Annotated in this window: 15 protein-coding genes and 2 pseudogenes; 9 read left to right on the top strand and 8 right to left on the bottom strand. The window is 64.0% G+C overall.

Translation table 11 applies throughout. The annotated features are described in order from the left end of the window. The first annotated feature begins 75 nt into the window (after window positions 1-75). The 4 genes from mnmA (at window position 76) to Q0562_RS04370 (ending at window position 4634) form a co-directional block, all read left to right on the top strand. Window positions 76-1194 (top strand): tRNA 2-thiouridine(34) synthase MnmA, encoded by a 1119-nt coding sequence (gene mnmA, locus Q0562_RS04385; protein WP_298641678.1) that lies wholly within the window; start codon window positions 76-78, stop codon window positions 1192-1194. Then, window positions 1191-1808, top strand: a complete 618-nt coding sequence (locus Q0562_RS04380) for a DUF489 family protein (RefSeq protein ID WP_298641676.1) — start codon at window positions 1191-1193, stop codon at window positions 1806-1808. The genes mnmA and Q0562_RS04380 overlap by 4 nt, the downstream gene beginning before the upstream one ends. Before the next feature lie 11 nt (window positions 1809-1819). Beyond that, on the top strand, window positions 1820-3349 hold the full coding sequence (locus Q0562_RS04375) for a phospholipase D family protein (RefSeq protein ID WP_298641674.1): 1530 nt from the start codon (window positions 1820-1822) through the stop codon (window positions 3347-3349). Between the two features lie 85 nt (window positions 3350-3434). Continuing rightward, window positions 3435-4634, top strand: a complete 1200-nt coding sequence (locus tag Q0562_RS04370) for a lactate oxidase (protein ID WP_298641671.1) — start codon at window positions 3435-3437, stop codon at window positions 4632-4634. A 253-nt stretch (window positions 4635-4887) separates the two neighbouring features. Here Q0562_RS04370 and Q0562_RS04365 read toward each other — a convergent pair whose 3' ends face one another. The 3 genes from Q0562_RS04365 to Q0562_RS04355 form a co-directional block, all read right to left on the bottom strand. Continuing rightward, window positions 4888-5610 (bottom strand): WG repeat-containing protein, encoded by a 723-nt coding sequence (locus Q0562_RS04365; RefSeq protein WP_298641668.1) that lies wholly within the window; start codon window positions 5608-5610, stop codon window positions 4888-4890. A gap of 137 nt (window positions 5611-5747) precedes the next feature. Next, a complete protein-coding gene (locus Q0562_RS04360) occupies window positions 5748-5915 on the bottom strand; it encodes a hypothetical protein (RefSeq protein WP_298641665.1) in 168 nt (55 codons plus the stop codon). A gap of 2 nt (window positions 5916-5917) precedes the next feature. Next, window positions 5918-6745 carry an RsiV family protein gene (locus tag Q0562_RS04355; protein ID WP_298641662.1) on the bottom strand — a complete coding sequence of 276 codons (828 nt, stop codon included), beginning with the start codon at window positions 6743-6745 and terminating at the stop codon, window positions 5918-5920. 165 nt (window positions 6746-6910) lie between these two features. Between Q0562_RS04355 and Q0562_RS04350 the strand changes: the two genes are divergently transcribed. The 3 genes from Q0562_RS04350 (at window position 6911) to Q0562_RS04340 (ending at window position 9963) form a co-directional block, all read left to right on the top strand. Next, window positions 6911-7738, top strand: coding sequence for an SDR family oxidoreductase (locus tag Q0562_RS04350; protein WP_298641659.1), 828 nt, complete (start codon window positions 6911-6913; stop codon window positions 7736-7738). Window positions 7739-8049: 311 nt separating this feature from the next. Next, window positions 8050-8934, top strand: coding sequence for an aldo/keto reductase (locus tag Q0562_RS04345; RefSeq protein ID WP_298641657.1), 885 nt, complete (start codon window positions 8050-8052; stop codon window positions 8932-8934). Window positions 8935-9066: 132 nt separating this feature from the next. Then, a complete protein-coding gene (locus tag Q0562_RS04340; protein ID WP_298641654.1) occupies window positions 9067-9963 on the top strand; it encodes a LysR family transcriptional regulator in 897 nt (298 codons plus the stop codon). Between the two features lie 13 nt (window positions 9964-9976). Here Q0562_RS04340 and Q0562_RS04335 read toward each other — a convergent pair. The 3 genes and pseudogenes from Q0562_RS04335 to Q0562_RS04325 form a co-directional block, all read right to left on the bottom strand. After that, a pseudogene (locus Q0562_RS04335) lies at window positions 9977-10187 on the bottom strand (VOC family protein); the annotation flags it as partial. A gap of 89 nt (window positions 10188-10276) precedes the next feature. After that, the gene (locus Q0562_RS04330) at window positions 10277-11353 is read right to left on the bottom strand and encodes an alkene reductase (protein WP_298641649.1); all 1077 of its coding nucleotides are present in this window, start codon (window positions 11351-11353) and stop codon (window positions 10277-10279) included. Then, window positions 11350-11946, bottom strand: coding sequence for an isochorismatase family protein (locus tag Q0562_RS04325; protein WP_298641646.1), 597 nt, complete (start codon window positions 11944-11946; stop codon window positions 11350-11352). The genes Q0562_RS04330 and Q0562_RS04325 overlap by 4 nt, the downstream gene beginning before the upstream one ends. A gap of 101 nt (window positions 11947-12047) precedes the next feature. On the opposite strand from Q0562_RS04325, the pseudogene Q0562_RS04320 reads away from it, so the two are divergent. Further along, window positions 12048-12712 (top strand): annotated as a pseudogene (locus Q0562_RS04320) (LysR family transcriptional regulator); the annotation flags it as partial. 27 nt (window positions 12713-12739) lie between these two features. Beyond that, window positions 12740-12880 (top strand): hypothetical protein, encoded by a 141-nt coding sequence (locus tag Q0562_RS04315; protein ID WP_298641641.1) that lies wholly within the window; start codon window positions 12740-12742, stop codon window positions 12878-12880. Window positions 12881-12955: 75 nt separating this feature from the next. On the opposite strand, the gene Q0562_RS04310 is transcribed toward Q0562_RS04315, so the two are convergent. After that, window positions 12956-13585, bottom strand: coding sequence for a DUF1269 domain-containing protein (locus Q0562_RS04310; protein ID WP_298641638.1), 630 nt, complete (start codon window positions 13583-13585; stop codon window positions 12956-12958). Between the two features lie 123 nt (window positions 13586-13708). Continuing rightward, complete coding sequence (locus tag Q0562_RS04305) at window positions 13709-14317, bottom strand: hypothetical protein (RefSeq protein WP_298641635.1); 609 nt, start codon at window positions 14315-14317, stop codon at window positions 13709-13711. Between the last annotated feature and the right edge of the window lie 861 nt (window positions 14318-15178).

Here is a 15178-nt window from a genome sequence, read left to right as displayed (position 1 = left end):
CACGCAGTGTAGCGCCGCGCGTCGCCACAAAGAAGCCGCGCTACAATACCGCCCATGCCTGCAACCACACCGCCCATGCACCACACCTACCTCCCCGCGAAAAGCGCCACCATCGCCGTCGGCATCTCCGGCGGCGTCGATTCCTCCGTCACCGCCTACCTGCTCAAAGAAGCGGGCTACAACGTCTTCGGCATCATCATGAAAAACTGGGAAGAGACGTACGGCAGCGGCTACTGCACCCTCGAAGAAGACCTGGAAGACGCCCGCGACATCTGCGAAACCATCGGCATCCCGCTTTACACCGTGAACTTCGTCGCCGAATACCACGAGCGCGTCTTCAAGCACTTCCTCGCCGAGTATCAGGCGGGGCGCACGCCGAACCCGGACGTCCTCTGCAACCGCGAAATCAAGTTCGCCGAACTCGCCCGCTACGCCGCTGCTCACGGTGCTGACTACCTCGCCACCGGCCATTACGCGCGGCGCGGCGAACACGCGGGCGCGCCCGCCCTCTACAAAGGCGTGGACGGCGGCAAAGACCAAAGCTACTTTTTAAGCCAAATCACCCCTGAGCAGCTCGCGCGCGCCATTTTCCCGCTTGGCGGCCTCGAAAAAAGCGAGGTGCGCCGCATCGCCGAGGCAGCGGGACTCGTTACCTACGACAAAAAAGACTCCACCGGCATCTGCTTCATCGGCGAACGCCCCTTCCGCGACTTCCTCAGCACCTACCTGCCGGGAAAGCCCGGCAAAATCATCACCGCACAAGGCGCCTGGATCGGCGAACACATCGGCCTGATGTACTACACCATCGGCCAGCGGCAGGGGCTGGGTATCGGCGGCGTCGCCGGTGCCAGCGAAGAACCGTGGTACGTCCTCGACAAAAACCTTGCCGACAACACCCTCATCGTCGGCCAGGGCGAACACCCGCTGCTCTACCACCAGGCGCTCACCGCCCGCCAGCTCTCCTGGCTGAACGAAGCGCCGCAAGAAAACCACATCTACACCGCCAAAACCCGCTACCGCCAGGAAGACCAGCCCTGCCGCATCCAGTGGCGCGGCGACGACGAAATCCACGTCGCCTTCGCCGAAGCGCAACGCGCCGTCACCCCCGGCCAATACCTCGTCCTCTACGACGGCGACCGCTGCCTCGGCGGCGGCGTCATCGAGGCCCGCCACCCAACCGCAGAAGCCCCATGAAGCACACCGATACCGAAGCGCAAGCCTGGGCGATGTCCGCCCTCTTCCTCGCCATCGACCGCCTGCGCGCCGCCGCCGAGCGCGGCGAAACCGATGACGCCGCCGAAAACACCCTCATCCCCAGCCTGCTGCGCCATGACGCCGCCGACATCGCCGACTACTACGGCGAACCGCATGACCCGCTCACGCGCGGCCGCGATGCGTTCCTGCGCGTCTTTAACGGCAAGAACGACCGGCAAAGCCTGCGTTACAGCGCGCAAATCCTGCACGTCGAACGCCGCCTCGCGAAAAACCGCGCCCTGATGGACATCCTCAAAACCCGCCTGCACGACGCGCGCCGCCAGGCCGAACACTACCCGCCGAACCACCCCAACCTCCTCGCCGGTCTCGCCGCCGCCTACCAGGACACCGCGAGCCGGGCGGCGGGGAAAATCATGGTCGGCGGCCGCCCCGAATACCTCAAACAGCCGGAAACCATCAACCGCATCCGCACCCTGCTGCTGTGCGGCGTGCGCGCCACCGGCCTGTGGCGCGCCTACGGCGGCAACCGCTGGAACCTCCTCTTCGCGCGCGGCAAACTCGAAGCGGCGCTGCGCGGGCTCGACTTCAGCTGACCCCGCCGCCCATGCTGAAAAAGATTGCCGGCGGTCTCCTCATCCTGATCGCCATCCTCATCGCCACCGCCCTTTGCAGCTACCGCCCCCTGCCGCCGCGCAACAACATCGGCACCACCCACCGCCTGCCTGCGGTAACGGCAACCCCGCTGGCACAGCGCATCACCGCCCTGCAAGCCGGACACCCCGACGCCAGCGGCCATTACCCGCTGGCCGACGGCCGCGCCGCCTTCGCCGCCCGCCTCGCCCTCATCAACAGCGCGCAACGCAGCCTCGACCTGCAATACTACCTCTGGCACGACGACAACGCCGGCCGCCTGCTCGCCGCCGCCCTCTACCGCGCTGCCGCGCGCGGCGTGCGCGTCCGCCTGCTGCTCGATGACAACAACACCCGCAGCCTCGACCCGCTCCTCCTCACCCTCGACGCCCACCCGAACATCAGCGTCCGCCTCGTCAACCCCTTCATGCAGCGCCGCTGGCGCATCCTCGGCTACCTCGGCGACTTCCCCCGCCTGAACCGCCGCATGCACAACAAAACCTTCACCGCCGACGGCCACATCGCCATCATCGGCGGGCGCAACATCGGCGACGAATACTTCGGCAGCGGCGACGGCGTCCTCTTCGCCGACCTCGACACCCTGAGCATCGGCCCGGTGACAACCGCCATCGCGGACGACTTTGACCGCTACTGGAACGGCGCCGCCGCCTACCCCGTCGCCCTCATCATCCCCGGCAGCGGCAGCCGCACCGCCCCCGCCCTGCCCGACAGCGCCACCGCCCGCGCCTACCTGCGCGCCCTCGACCGGGACGACCCCGTCGCCCGCCTGCGCGACGGCAGCCTGCCGCTGTACTGGGGGCCGACCACCCTGCACAGCGACCCGCCGGACAAACTCCTCGGCAAAACCGCCCTGAGCGCCACCCTGCTCGCCGACATCGGCCCCGTCCTCAGCAAAACCACGCGCGAACTCATCATCGTCTCGCCCTACTTCGTCCCCACCGCCGAAGGCGCGGCGGGACTCATCGCCATCGCCGGGCGGGGCGTGCGCATCACCATCCTCACCAACTCCCTCGCCGCCAGCGACGTCGCCGCCGTCCATTCCGGCTACGCCAAATACCGCCGCCGCCTGCTCGCGGCGGGCATCCGCCTCTACGAACTCAAACCCGGCGCCACCATCAGCGCAAGCGGCCACGGCGGCATCACCGGCCACAGCGGAGCCAGCCTGCACGCCAAAAGCTTCGCCGCCGACGGCAGATACGTCTTCGTCGGCTCCTTCAACATGGACCCGCGCTCCGCCGCGCTGAACAGCGAAGACGGCATCCTCATCGACAGCCCGGCGCTTGCCGGCGACTTCGCGCGCCACCTCGCCGCCAACCTGCCCACCCACGCCTATGCCGTCAGCCTCGACGACAACGGCAGACTGCAATGGCAAAGCCTGGAAAACGGCCGCACCGTCACCTACACCCGCGAACCGGCCAGCAGCTGGCTGCGCCGCAGCAGCACCATCATCCTGAGCTGGCTGCCGGTCGAATGGCTGCTGTGAGCCGCCGCCGTTTTGACAGCGTCCGGCGACTACCTGTATAGACACCGCGTTCGCTCCGAACATTTCACCCCATCAGGAAAAGCCCATGAAGAAAACGACAAGACCCTGCCTCGCCGCCACCCTGCTGGCACTGACGCTGACCCCCGCCCTGGCCGAAGACTATCAGGCCAGCACGGCGGACAAGCCGCTGAACATCGTCAATCTGGAAGAACTGGAAGCGGAAGCGCAAAAAAGCATGAGCGCCGGTGCCTTCGGCTATGTGCGCGGCGGCGCGGAAAACGAACAGTCGCTGCGCGAGAACACCAGCAGCTTCGACAAAAAATACATCGAGCCGCGCATCCTCGCCGGGCTGGAAACCGCCGACATCGACATGACCACCGAACTGTTCGGCATCCCGCTCACCGTGTCGGTCATCCAGGCGCCGATGGCCGCCCACGGCCTCGCCCACGTCGATGGCGAAGAGGCCACCGCGCGCGGCATGATTCAGGCCGGTTCCATCCCCGCCCTGAGCACCTACGGCAACAAGACCATCGAAGAAGTGTCCGCCGCCGTCGGCGAAGGCAAGCCCTTCTTCTTCCAGCTCTACATGAGCAAAAACGACGATTTCAACCGCTTCACCATCGAGCGAGCCAAAAAATACGGCGCCAAAGCCATCATCCTCACCGTCGATGCCCCGGTCGGCGGCTACCGGGAAGACGACGTGCGCACCAACTTCAAGTTCCCGCTCGGCTTTGCCAACCTCGAAGCCTTCCTCGCCACCCGGAACGACGGCACCAAATCCGGCGAGGGTTCGGGCATCGGCGAAATCTTCGCCCAGGCCAAGCAGAATTTCACCCCGGCAGACATCGGCTACGTGAAAAAACTCTCCGGCCTGCCGGTCATCGTCAAAGGCGTGCAATCGCCCAAAGACGTGAACATCGCCATCGACGCCGGCGCGGATGCCATCTGGGTCTCCAACCACGGCGGCCGCCAGCTCGGCAGCGCGCCGGCCACCTTCGACATGCTGCCTAGCATTGCCAAGCAGGTGAACAAGCGCGTGCCGGTGATTTTCGACGGCGGCGTGCGGCGCGGCTCGCATGTCTTCAAGGCACTCGCCAGCGGTGCCGACATCGTCGCCGTCGGCCGCCCGATCTTCTACGGCCTGCACCTCGGCGGCGCGCAAGGCGTCAACTCCGTCATGGACCAGTTCAAAAAAGAACTCGCCATCAACATGATGCTCGCCGGCACCCGCAACGTGAAGGCCATTCAGGAAAGCAAACTGCTGACAGTAGACGACTTCAAATAAAAACGGCGCTCCTTAAATACAAAAGCCGTCCGGATGACCGGGCGGCTTTTTTGCGGGCGGGGCATGCCAAATACGTCATGCACGACAAAAAACCCGCCCGTGCCTCCCAAAACGCAGAGAGGCCGCCTGCAACGCCTCCTTCCGATCCCAAGAAATAAAACGGGGTTCGTAGGGTGGGCTTCAGCTCACCATTAATATGATTGCGGCGGGCTGAAGCCCGCCCTACGGCAGATGATCGCTTGGGGATGGGGTATCAAAACCACTGCAACGGCAATGCAAGCAGGCGGCGTACGGCGTTGAAGCGGTAGGGGCGCGGGCGGTCGCGGCGTTGCATCATGTCCGCGCGCGCGTCTGCCAGCGCTGCGCGCAGCCGGTCTTTCAGCGGGATGGGCGTGTCTTCGCCCCAGGCGCGGAAGTAGAGGCGGCCGTCGCGGTCGGCGATGATGCGCGACATTTCATCGTCGCGGGATGCCCGCCGCTCCTTGTCATAGATGTAGGCGCTCAGGCGGTAGTAGGGTTCGATGCGGTCAGGCCGGGCGGTGATGGCGAAGCCGAGGACAAGGCCGTCGCGCGGCCCGGTGTAGTCGTAAAGCGCGAGTTCGGCCAGGGCGGGCGTCGCGGCGAGTTTCGCCAGGATGTATTGCTCGAACGGGCTGTGCTTGAAGGGATAGGGGTAGTAGCGCCCGCCGATGTTGATGTCTGCCGGCGCAAGCGGCTGCGTGCTGCCGCGCACGGTCTCGCCGCGCAGGTTGATGATGTGGGTCTGTGCGGTCGCGTCCGCCGCTTCCAGCACGGCGTGCTCGCCGCCGTCTGTGTATTTCGTGCGCCAGTTGCCGGTGTAAACGGTCACGTAGCCGTGGTGGAACGGGTCAGCGGCGATGTAACGGGCGGGGATGATTTTCTCCCCGTTGCCATTGACGAAGCCGACTTTGCCCCGCTCGACGAAGCGGCGGCAGCCTTCGTGCCAAAGGTCCATGCCGTTGTCGAAGAAGAGCGGCGAGTAAAGGGAGTTGCCTGCGCGGTCACAGACATCACCCGCCGCCCGGGCCGGGGCGGCGATACCGGCGGCAGGGCTTCTTGCCGGAGGCTGACGATAAATTCGATTTCCCCGCCTTACGGCGCTTCTTCGTATGTTCCCCAGCCGGTGTCGGGATAGGCGGCGGGCACCAGCACCCGACCCGCCCCGTCTTGCAGGCCGCCCCGGCCGTTTTCCCGGAAATCGTGCAGGCCGACGGCAGGGAGCGGCAGCACCGGCAGCATCAACAGCAGGAGGAGGCGCATGGTTATGGCTGCCGCCACTGCGGGCGTTTTTCGGCCTTGCCCGCATCGTAGCGCTGCCAGCTTGGCAGTTCGGCGAGGATGTCCGGCTTGATGATGCCGTGCAGTTCCGCCGTCGGCACGAGAATTTCCGGTGCGCCCAGGCTGTACGGCGTAATTTCGTAGGGGGCGTACTGGAAGACCAGCCCCTTGCTGTCGAAGCGCCAGTTGTCGTTGGCGGTGAAGGGGAAGGTGTCGTAGAGTTCCTTGATTTCGGCGTCGCTCATCGCCCCGCTGCCGTAGCCGTCCGCTTTCAGGGCGCGTTCGAAAGCCTGTTTTTGCAGGGCGTCCAGCTTTTGCCGCTGCCCGGGCAGGAGGATGTCGTCCAGCGTCAGGCGGCGTAGCTCGCCCGCTTTCGGCAGGACGTGGAAGCTGCTGCCATACATGCCGTGTGCGCCGCCGAGGTAGGTGCTGACCATGAATTCAAGCAGGCGGTAATGCGCGGTTTCGCCGATTTGCTTGACGCCGTAATCGTGGGAATAGTCGTTGTTAGGTACGTCTTCACCATCGCCGAGTTCTTCCTTGCCGACGCGGGTAATCCACGCTTCCAGCGCGGCGTGATCGAAGCCGGTAAAGCGGTATTCTGCGGCGGTTTCCGCATCGTCCGCGCTGTTGAAAAGACTGTCGGCATAGGCATTCAGCGCGGCATCGGGGCTATTGATGGCGGTAACGATGACCGTGTCGCAGACATCGGGCTTCACGCAGTATTTGGCGTCGTTGCTGATCAGCGGCAGCGGTTCGGCGTGGACGGCGGCAGCGGCGCAGACGGCCAGGGCAAGCAGGGAGCGGGACATGAGGGTTCCTCTGTGATTGAAGGGGGCAATTATTGTAATCCCGCGCGATAAGCGGCAGCGTTACGCGTCTTTTATGAATCCCCTTCATAACCCCTAGCGACGCGCTAGCGTTTATCCGTCCACACCCGCCGCCTACAATGCGCGCTTCCATTACAGGAGAACACCATGCCAAAAGAAGTCATCGTCCTCATCGGCAGCGGCGCCATCGGCGTTGCCATCGCCCGCCGCGTCAGCGTCGGCCGCGAGCTCATCCTCGCCGACCTTAAACCCGAACACGCGGAAAAGCAGGCGGAAGAACTGCGCGCCGCCGGTTACCGCGTGCACACCACCGCCTGCGACGTATCGAGCCGCGCCAGCATCCGCGCCGTCGCCGCGTTGGCCGCCTCGCTCGGCGCGGTGAAGGGACTCATCAACACCGCCGGGGTCTCGCCCTCGCAAGCGCCCGCCGCGCTGCTCTTCAAGGTGGATCTCTACGGCACGGCGGTGCTGCTGGAAATATTCGGCGACATCATTGCGCCGGGCGGCGCGGCGGTGATGATTGGCTCGCAGTCGGCGCACCGCCTCGAACCGCTCACCCCCGAACAAAACCGCGAACTGGCGCTGACCCCGTGCGAAGCGCTGCTTGACCTGCCCTACATCAAAAACGAAACCGACAGCCTGCGCGCCTACCAGCTTTCCAAACGCGGCAATGCGCTGCGCGTCGCCGCCGCAGCGGTACGCTGGGGGCAACGCGGCGCGCGGGTGAACTGCATCAGCGCCGGCATCATCCACACCCCGCTCGCCAACGACGAACTCAACGGCGAGCGTAAAGACTTCTACCGCGCCATGCTCGCCGCCCTGCCGGTGGGGCGCGGCGGCACGCCGGACGAAATCGCCAACCTCGCCGAGCTGCTGATGAGCGAGCGCGGCGGCTACATCACCGGCAGCGACATCCTCATCGACGGCGGTGCCACCGCCCAATACTGGTGGAGCGAGGAGGGCAAAGGCCCATGAAAAAAACCGCCCTGCTTGCCCTGGCGCTTGCCGCCTGCCTTCCTGCTTACGCCGCGCCGACTGCCGCAGAAACCGCCACCGCCACGGACAATGGCTGATCAAAAACCGTCGCTCTAACTTCACCAAAGCTTCCTTAATGGTTGAAACTCCGCTCTTCAGAGCGGTAAAGTCAGGAAATATTTGGAGAGGTGTAACCCTTCCAAATCAGGGCAACATATAGAAGCGTGCTTCATGTGTCGTCCTGTGTGTTGAAACCTGTATAGCCATTGGAGCGAAGTACCGCACACCCAACCCTAAACCGGAGAACCCCCATGACCCAACAAACCACCACTACCCTTGCGAACGGCGTCGCCATCCCGCTGCTCGGCTTCGGCGTCTATCAGGTCGCGCCGGAAGAATGCGAACGCGTCGTCACGGACGCCATCGCCAACGGCTACCGCCACATCGACACCGCCGCCGCCTATTTCAACGAGGAACAGGTCGGCCGCGCCCTCCGCGCGAGCGGCATCCAGCGGGAAGAACTCTTCATCACCACCAAACTGTGGCTGAACAGCGCCGGTTACGACGCCGCCAAAGCCCAGTTCGAGCGCAGCCTGAACCGCCTGCAACTCGACTACCTCGACCTCTACCTCATCCACCAGCCCTACGGCGACGTGCACGGCGCGTGGCGCGCCATCGAAGAACTCTATGAAGCGGGGAAAATCCGCGCCATCGGCGTCAGCAACTTCCACAGCGACCGCCTCGTCGATCTCGCTACCTTCAACCGCATCGCGCCGATGGTGAACCAGATTGAGGTCAACCCCTTCCATCAGCAAACGCGCGAAGTGGGCTACATGCAGGCGAACGGCATCACCGTCGAAGCCTGGGGTTCCTTCGCCGAGGGCAAATACGACTTCTTCAACCAGCCGCTGCTCACGGAAATTGGCAAAAAATACGGCAAAACGGTGGGGCAGGTGGCGCTGCGCTGGCTTTATCAGCGCGGCATCGTCTCGCTGGTGAAAACCGTGCGCGCCGAACGCATGCGGGAAAACCGGGCCATCTTCGACTTCGCGCTGACAAGCGACGACATGCTGCGCCTCACCACGCTGGATACCGGCCACAGCGCACTGGCTACCAGCCTGCCGAACAGCTTCTTCGACCACCGCGACCCCAACTTCGCGCGCTGGCTGACCGGCTTCAAGAACTGGGACGTGTGAACACCGCCCGCCAAAAAACCGCCCTCCGGGGCGGTTTTTTCATGGCCTCTCCTTCCTTCACGGCAAAAAGCCCCGCTTGCCCCGCCGCCGCGAAGCGCATAGGCTGGCGGCTTTTAGCCGGGAACCGGAAGCATGAAAGAAAACCTGAACGACCTGCGCGCCTTCCTCGTCGTGGCGCGTGTCGGCAGTTTCACCAGGGCGGCGCAGCTCCTCGGCGTGTCGCAGTCGGCGCTGAGCCATTGCATTCGCGGCATCGAAGACCGCCTGCATATCAAGCTGTTGCAGCGCACCACGCGCAGCGTCGCCACCACCGGGGCGGGCGAGCGCCTCTATCAGAAACTCTCGCCGCTGTTCGACGTCATTGACGACGAACTCAACGCCCTCTCCGCCATGCGCGACACCGTGCGCGGGCGGCTGCGCATCAACGGCTCCGAACACGCCATCGCGCAGCTCTGGCCAAAATTCGCCCGCTTCCTGCGCGATTACCCCGAAGTGGAGCTGGAACTGGTGGGCGAATCGCGCTTTGCCGACATCGTCGCCGAGCGCTTCGATGCGGGAATCCGCCTCGGCGACGACCTGGAACGCGACATGATCGCGGTGCGCGTCTCGCCCGACATGCGGATGTGCGTGGTGGCAAGCCCCGCCTATCTCGCCGCCCACGGCACGCCGCAGACGCCGTCCGCCCTGGCCGCCCACCGCTGCATCAACCTCATCCTCTCCTCCGGCGGGCCGCTGGTGTGGGAATTTCTCGCCCCCCACAGCGGCAAGGTGGTGAAAATCCGCGCCACCGGCCGCTTCGCCGCCAACCGCGCGGTGCTGGTTGAAGCGGCGCTGGCGGACTTCGGCCTGTTCTGGACGCCGCGCGATGTGGTGCAGGCGCGGCTGGCAGACGGCACGCTGGTGGAAGTGCTGGCCGACTGGGCTATCAGCTACACCGGCTACCATCTCTATTACCCGCACCGCCGCGCCGATGCGCCGCTGTTCCGCGCCCTGGTGGGGAGTCTGCGGGAAGAGCAGGCGGATGCATGACGGTGTGCGGCTTTCAGGGGTTTTCTGCCACCGGGGGGAACGGATAGCGGCTGATTTCCAGCAGGTTGCCGTTGGGGTCGCGCAGATAGACGGATTGCACGGCGCCTTGTGCGCCGGTGTGCGGCACGATGCCGCTCAGCGGAATGACGCCGTGCGCGTGCAGTTCGGCCAGCACCTGCGCCAGCAGGGCGTTCGGTCAGCAGGCACAAATCGGCTCTGCCGCAGACGGGATGCGTCGGCCTCCGCCCGAAATCCATCCGTTCGCGCAGCAGGCAGGCAAAAACCGCCCCGGAGGGCGGTTTGTCGCGGCCGCTTATAGCGCCGGATAGTCGATGTAGCCTTTTCCGCCGCCGCCGAACATGGTGGCGCGGTCGGGCGCGTTCAGCGGGGCGTTTTGCCGGAAGCGCTCCGGCAGGTCGGGGTTGGCGAGGAAGCCGCTGCCGAAGGCGATCAGTTGCGCGATGCCGCGTGCCAGTTCGGCTTCGGCGCTGTCGCGGGTGTAGGCGGTGCCGGCCACCAGCGTCTGCTTGACCAGCGGGCCGAAGCGGGCGATTTCGTCGTCCTGCGGGTAGTGCGGCAGGAGCGGGAACATCGGGCTGCGTTTCATCAGTTCGACGAAGGCGAAATCCAGTTTGCCCAGTTCGCCGATCAGGTAGCGGTAATCGCCGACGGGGTCGGTGAAGACAATCCCGGCGTAGGGGTGCAGCGGGCTGATTTTGATGCCGACTTTGTCGCCGCCGACCGCCGCAATCAGTGCGCGCATCACGTCGAGGGTGAAGCGGGCGCGGTTTTCTATGCTGCCGCCGTAGGCATCCGTGCGCCGGTTGCTGCTGTCGGCGAGGAATTGTTGCGGCAGGTAGCCGTTGGCGGCGTGCAGTTCGACGCCGTCAAATCCGGCGGCGATGGCGTTTTTCGCTGCCTGCGCGTAGTCGGCGATGGTCGTCTCGATGTCGGCTGCCGTCATCGCCTGCGGGGTTTCGTAGTCCCGCATCCCCTGCGCGGTGAAGTGCTGCATCCCCTCGATTTTGACCGCCGACGGCGCCAGCGGCAGCGCCCCGCCGCGATCGGATGAATGACCAACGCGGCCGGTGTGCCACAGTTGCGCGAAGATAAGGCCGCCTGCCTGATGCACGGCGGCAGTCACGCGGCGCCAGGCGGCGATTTGCGCGTCGTTGTAGAGGCCGGGGGTGAAGGGGCTGCCGATGGCGGCGGGCGAGATGTTGGTGGCTTCGGAGAGGATGAGCCCCGCCGAGGCGCGCTGCGCATAGTATTCGGCCATGATGGCGGTGGGGGTGCCGTCGGCGGCGGCGCGGCTGCGGGTCATGGCGGCCATGACTATGCGGTTTTTCAGGGTGAAGGTGCCGAGGGTGAAGGGTTCGAGCAGTTTCATGATTTTTCTCCTTGCAAGGCTTCGGCAACAACGGCGAGCAGTTTCTGCCCGTCCGCGCTGCTCCAGTCCTGCGCCAGTTCGGCAATAAGCTGGTTGGTGCCGACGACCGTTGCGCCTGCGGCGGCTATGCGGCGCAGGGACAATTCGTCGCCGATGGCGCTGGGCGAGCCGCCCGCATCGGCCACCACCTGCACTTCGTAGCCCATTTCCAGCAGGGTGAGGGTCGGATAGACAGTGCAGACATCGTTGGTCACGCCGGCGATGATGATGCGTTTTCTGTCGCCGGCGGCAGCTTTGACGGCAGTGGCGAAATTCGGGTCAGCCATGGCATTCACAATGCCGGCGCGCTTGACGCGGTTGGCAAATGCTTTGGGCAGGATTTGTCCGAGCTCGGCAAGCAGCGGGCCCTGCGCGTGTTCTTCCATGCTGGAAGTCAACACGGTGGGGATGCCCAATGCCGCCGCGCTTTTCGCCAGCATCAGCGCGTTGCGCTTCATGTCTTCAAAGGGGATGGAGCCGACCCAGCTCATGGTGCCGACCTGGTGGTCAATCAAAAGCATGACGGCATCTTGGGAAGAGAAAGGTTGGTACATGGTGATGTCCTCGTTGGTGAATGTGCGAGCAGTATGGATGACCGCCGGCGGCGGATAAATCCCCTAGAATGGATAACTCTTATGCACCAGCGGAATAATCCATGCCCGATTTCAACGACATGACCCTCTTCGTCGCCGTCGCCGAGGCACTCAGCTTCAGCCGCGCGGCGGAAAAGCTGCACCTGCCGCAATCGACGCTGTCGCGCCGCATCAGCGCGCTGGAAAAGGCGCTCGGCCTGCAACTGCTGCAACGCACCACCCGCCGCATCGAGCTGACTGAAGCGGGGCGGCATTTCTACGAGCGCGCCCGCACCATCGGCGAAGAAGCGGCGCGGCTCTTCGCCGAGCCGGACGGCAACCCGCAGCAGCCCGCCGGCCTGCTGCGCCTGTCACTGCCGGTGGATTTCGCCTACCGGTGGCTGGCGCCGCGCCTGCCCGCCTTCACCGCGCGCTACCCCGCCATCCGCCTGCAACTGGACGTCTCGCCGCAGCGGGTGGATCTGTTCCGCGACCCGGTCGATGCCGTCATCCGCGCCGGGGAACCGCTGGATGAGCGTCTCATCGCCCGCCCGCTCATGCACCTGCCGCGCTACCTCTACGCCGCCCCACCTATCTCGCCGCGCACGAGGAAGTGCCACAGCCCGCCGACCTCGCCCGCCACCGCTGCCCGGGTTTTCCGCAGGAAGAAAGCTGGACGCTGCACCACACCGACGGCCGCCGCGCAACCATCGCCATTGACGCGCCCTGCCGTGCCAACAGCCCCGGCCTGCTGCAACGCCTCGCCGTCGCCGGCATGGGCATCGTCATCCTGCCCGACTGGGCGGCAGACGGCATCACCATCCACGCCCTGACCGCCACCCGCCTGCTGCCCGCGCGGGTGCAGTGCTTTCTCGATTTTGTCCGCGAGGCGGCGGCGGAGGGATACCGCGCATGACGACCGCCCCGCTGCATAAAAAACGGCCTGCACCGCATCGGGCGGTACAGGCCGTTCCGGCATATCAGGCAGTTTTCAGCCTTTCTTCTTGATCTTCGCGGCGAGGGTAGCAAATTTTTCTTTCAGCTCGGCCTTGAAGGCTTCCACCTTTTCGCGGCGTTCGGCGGCTTTGTGTTTTTTCCACGCGTCGCGCACCTGGCGGGCGACTTCAGCCTGGGCTTCGGCGGCGGCCAGCACTTCCTGCTGCACGGCGGCGGCGTCGCGGCGCAGCACCACGGTGCGGAAGCGGGCAAAGAATTGATCCAGCGCGGCTTCATCCGCTTCCTGCACGAGGATGACGAGGGCGGTGCTGCCGTCGTCCAGTTTCTGCGCGGCATTTTCCAGCAGGCAGGCTTCACCTGCGGTCTGCGCCGCGCCCGCGTCGCTGCCGATGAGCGCGCCGAAGGAGCCGCCGAGCAATACGCCGACGGGGCCGCCCAGCATGCCGAGCAAGGCACCGATCAGGCCGCCCGTCCACGCGCCCTCCGTGCTGTTGGCGGTGAAATCGGTGCTTTCGGCGGGAATCAGCAGGCCGTTTTCCTTTTTCACCAGCACGGCCTGGGCAATCAGGCTGTCGACGGTCTGGGTATGGGCTTTCAGTTCGGAAAAGGCCTGGTAGGCCTCGCTGGGAACGTTGAAGATGGCGACGATGACGTTTTCTTGCATGAGAGTTACTCCTCTGTATTGCCATGAATGGAAACATGTCGTTCGGCATGCAGGGCGATTGTACGCAGCGCGTCCGGCCGGGACAAGGCAAACGGCGGCGTGCGGCACTGCCGCAACGGGCGTTCAGGCAGGCGGTGCCTGCGGCAGGAGGGCGGACAAAACCGAGGCGGACAGCGCGGCGGATAACAGCACGAGTGGCAACAGCGGGACGATGTAAGACAGCGCCTCGATGAACAGCGCGAAGAGCAGTACGGTAATCGTGTAGATGACGACGGTAAGCACAATGGAACGGGTGATGCCGTGCGCGTCGCGGCACAGGCGCAGATAGCCCATGAGAAAGCCCGTGCAGCAGCACACCACCGCAAAAGGGGCGCAGAAGGTGATATAGAGCAATAGCGCCGGAAGGAAGACATCATCATCTGCCATGAAGAGGACGAATATCAGTGTCGTCAGCGTACCGCCCAACAGGGTTTGCGCCGAGATATAGAACGCGTAGTCCTTCATGGACAATGCGCGGACCTGCCCGGTGTGCGTCGTCGCGGCAGGGGCATGGGTTGCTGCGGGCGGGCTTTTTTGCGGCGTCGGTTGCGCCTCATCCGCAGGCGGTGCCTGCGGCAGGAAGACGGACAAAACCGAGGCGGACAGCGCGGCGCCTGGCGCAATGACAGACAGCGTCGGGATGATTTCCCAAACCATTTTGACATCCCAGGTGCTGAACAGGGTGAGGAGCAACAGGGCGGCCGCATAGGTAGCGACGTTGGAAGTTAAATATTTATAAAAAATATTTGTTTTTCAATGCGTTATAAATCCTTCAATATACGTATACCTCAATTAATTACCCCAGTCAGAAAATCCGAGTTTCAAAACGTACTCAATAAGGTGATACTTATAGCTAATGCTCTTAATTATTCATACAAATCTTCTCTGAATGCTGCGTAAATGCAGCAAGTCTGGCATTAATGTTGTATGAAAAAATAAGCTAATTAGCTATATAGGTGTGGTTAATGTGGTTTTGTGGTTCAGATATTGTTTTCAAAGGGATTTTATATTTTCCTATGTGGTTTATTATGTGGTTTGAATCATTTTATGTGGTTTATAGGCAAGCATCAGCTGCCCTGCATAATTGATGCTCGGCGGCATCGGCAGTTCAGCGAATTGGGAGCAAGGAAGTCCATGGAAGATGCAGTGGCCCAGCTCTCGAAAACATCCCTCCCCTGACTTGGTCAACATTTGCAGCCCGGCCGAAACGACAGCTCGACAGCTCGACAGCTCGACAGCTCGACAGCTCGACAGCTCGACAGATCGACAGATCGACAGCTCGACAGCTCGACAGATCGACAGATCGACAGATCGACAGATCGACAGATCGACAGATCGACAGATCGATAGATCGACAGGTTGGGCAGCCCGGCGGCAAAAGAAGTCATGAAGATGTGGTGGCCTCGCCCGCGAAAACATCCCTGCCTGACTTGGCCAACATTGACGGCACCGCATGGGCGTTCTTGGGCGGCTTGGCGGCACCCAACATCAGCGGCACTGGCGGATTGGGCGGATTGGGCGGATTGGGCGGATTGGGCGGATTGGGCGGATTGG

Origin of the sequence: uncultured Cardiobacterium sp. (assembly GCF_938028825.1) — a bacterium.
Lineage (GTDB): Bacteria > Pseudomonadota > Gammaproteobacteria > Cardiobacteriales > Cardiobacteriaceae > Cardiobacterium.
The sequence above is the reverse complement of the archived record's forward strand: the minus strand, read 5'-3'. Positions and strand labels throughout refer to the sequence as shown.

Bases quoted from the DNA above. Each gene is read 5' to 3' on its own strand.
- Q0562_RS04375 (WP_298641674.1), top strand. From the start codon at position 1,820: ATGCTGAAAAAGATTGCCGGCGGTCTCCTCATCCTGATCGCCATCCTC.
- Q0562_RS04310 (WP_298641638.1), bottom strand. From the start codon at position 13,585: ATGCAAGAAAACGTCATCGTCGCCATCTTCAACGTTCCCAGCGAGGCC.
- Q0562_RS04330 (WP_298641649.1), bottom strand. From the start codon at position 11,353: ATGAAACTGCTCGAACCCTTCACCCTCGGCACCTTCACCCTGAAAAAC.
- Q0562_RS04370 (WP_298641671.1), top strand. From the start codon at position 3,435: ATGAAGAAAACGACAAGACCCTGCCTCGCCGCCACCCTGCTGGCACTG.
- Q0562_RS04355 (WP_298641662.1), bottom strand. From the start codon at position 6,745: ATGTCCCGCTCCCTGCTTGCCCTGGCCGTCTGCGCCGCTGCCGCCGTC.
- Q0562_RS04345 (WP_298641657.1), top strand. From the start codon at position 8,050: ATGACCCAACAAACCACCACTACCCTTGCGAACGGCGTCGCCATCCCG.
- Q0562_RS04325 (WP_298641646.1), bottom strand. From the start codon at position 11,946: ATGTACCAACCTTTCTCTTCCCAAGATGCCGTCATGCTTTTGATTGAC.
- Q0562_RS04350 (WP_298641659.1), top strand. From the start codon at position 6,911: ATGCCAAAAGAAGTCATCGTCCTCATCGGCAGCGGCGCCATCGGCGTT.
- Q0562_RS04360 (WP_298641665.1), bottom strand. From the start codon at position 5,915: ATGCGCCTCCTCCTGCTGTTGATGCTGCCGGTGCTGCCGCTCCCTGCC.
- Q0562_RS04380 (WP_298641676.1), top strand. From the start codon at position 1,191: ATGAAGCACACCGATACCGAAGCGCAAGCCTGGGCGATGTCCGCCCTC.
- Q0562_RS04340 (WP_298641654.1), top strand. From the start codon at position 9,067: ATGAAAGAAAACCTGAACGACCTGCGCGCCTTCCTCGTCGTGGCGCGT.
- Q0562_RS04365 (WP_298641668.1), bottom strand. From the start codon at position 5,610: ATGGACCTTTGGCACGAAGGCTGCCGCCGCTTCGTCGAGCGGGGCAAA.
- Q0562_RS04315 (WP_298641641.1), top strand. From the start codon at position 12,740: ATGGGCATCGTCATCCTGCCCGACTGGGCGGCAGACGGCATCACCATC.
- mnmA (WP_298641678.1), top strand. From the start codon at position 76: ATGCACCACACCTACCTCCCCGCGAAAAGCGCCACCATCGCCGTCGGC.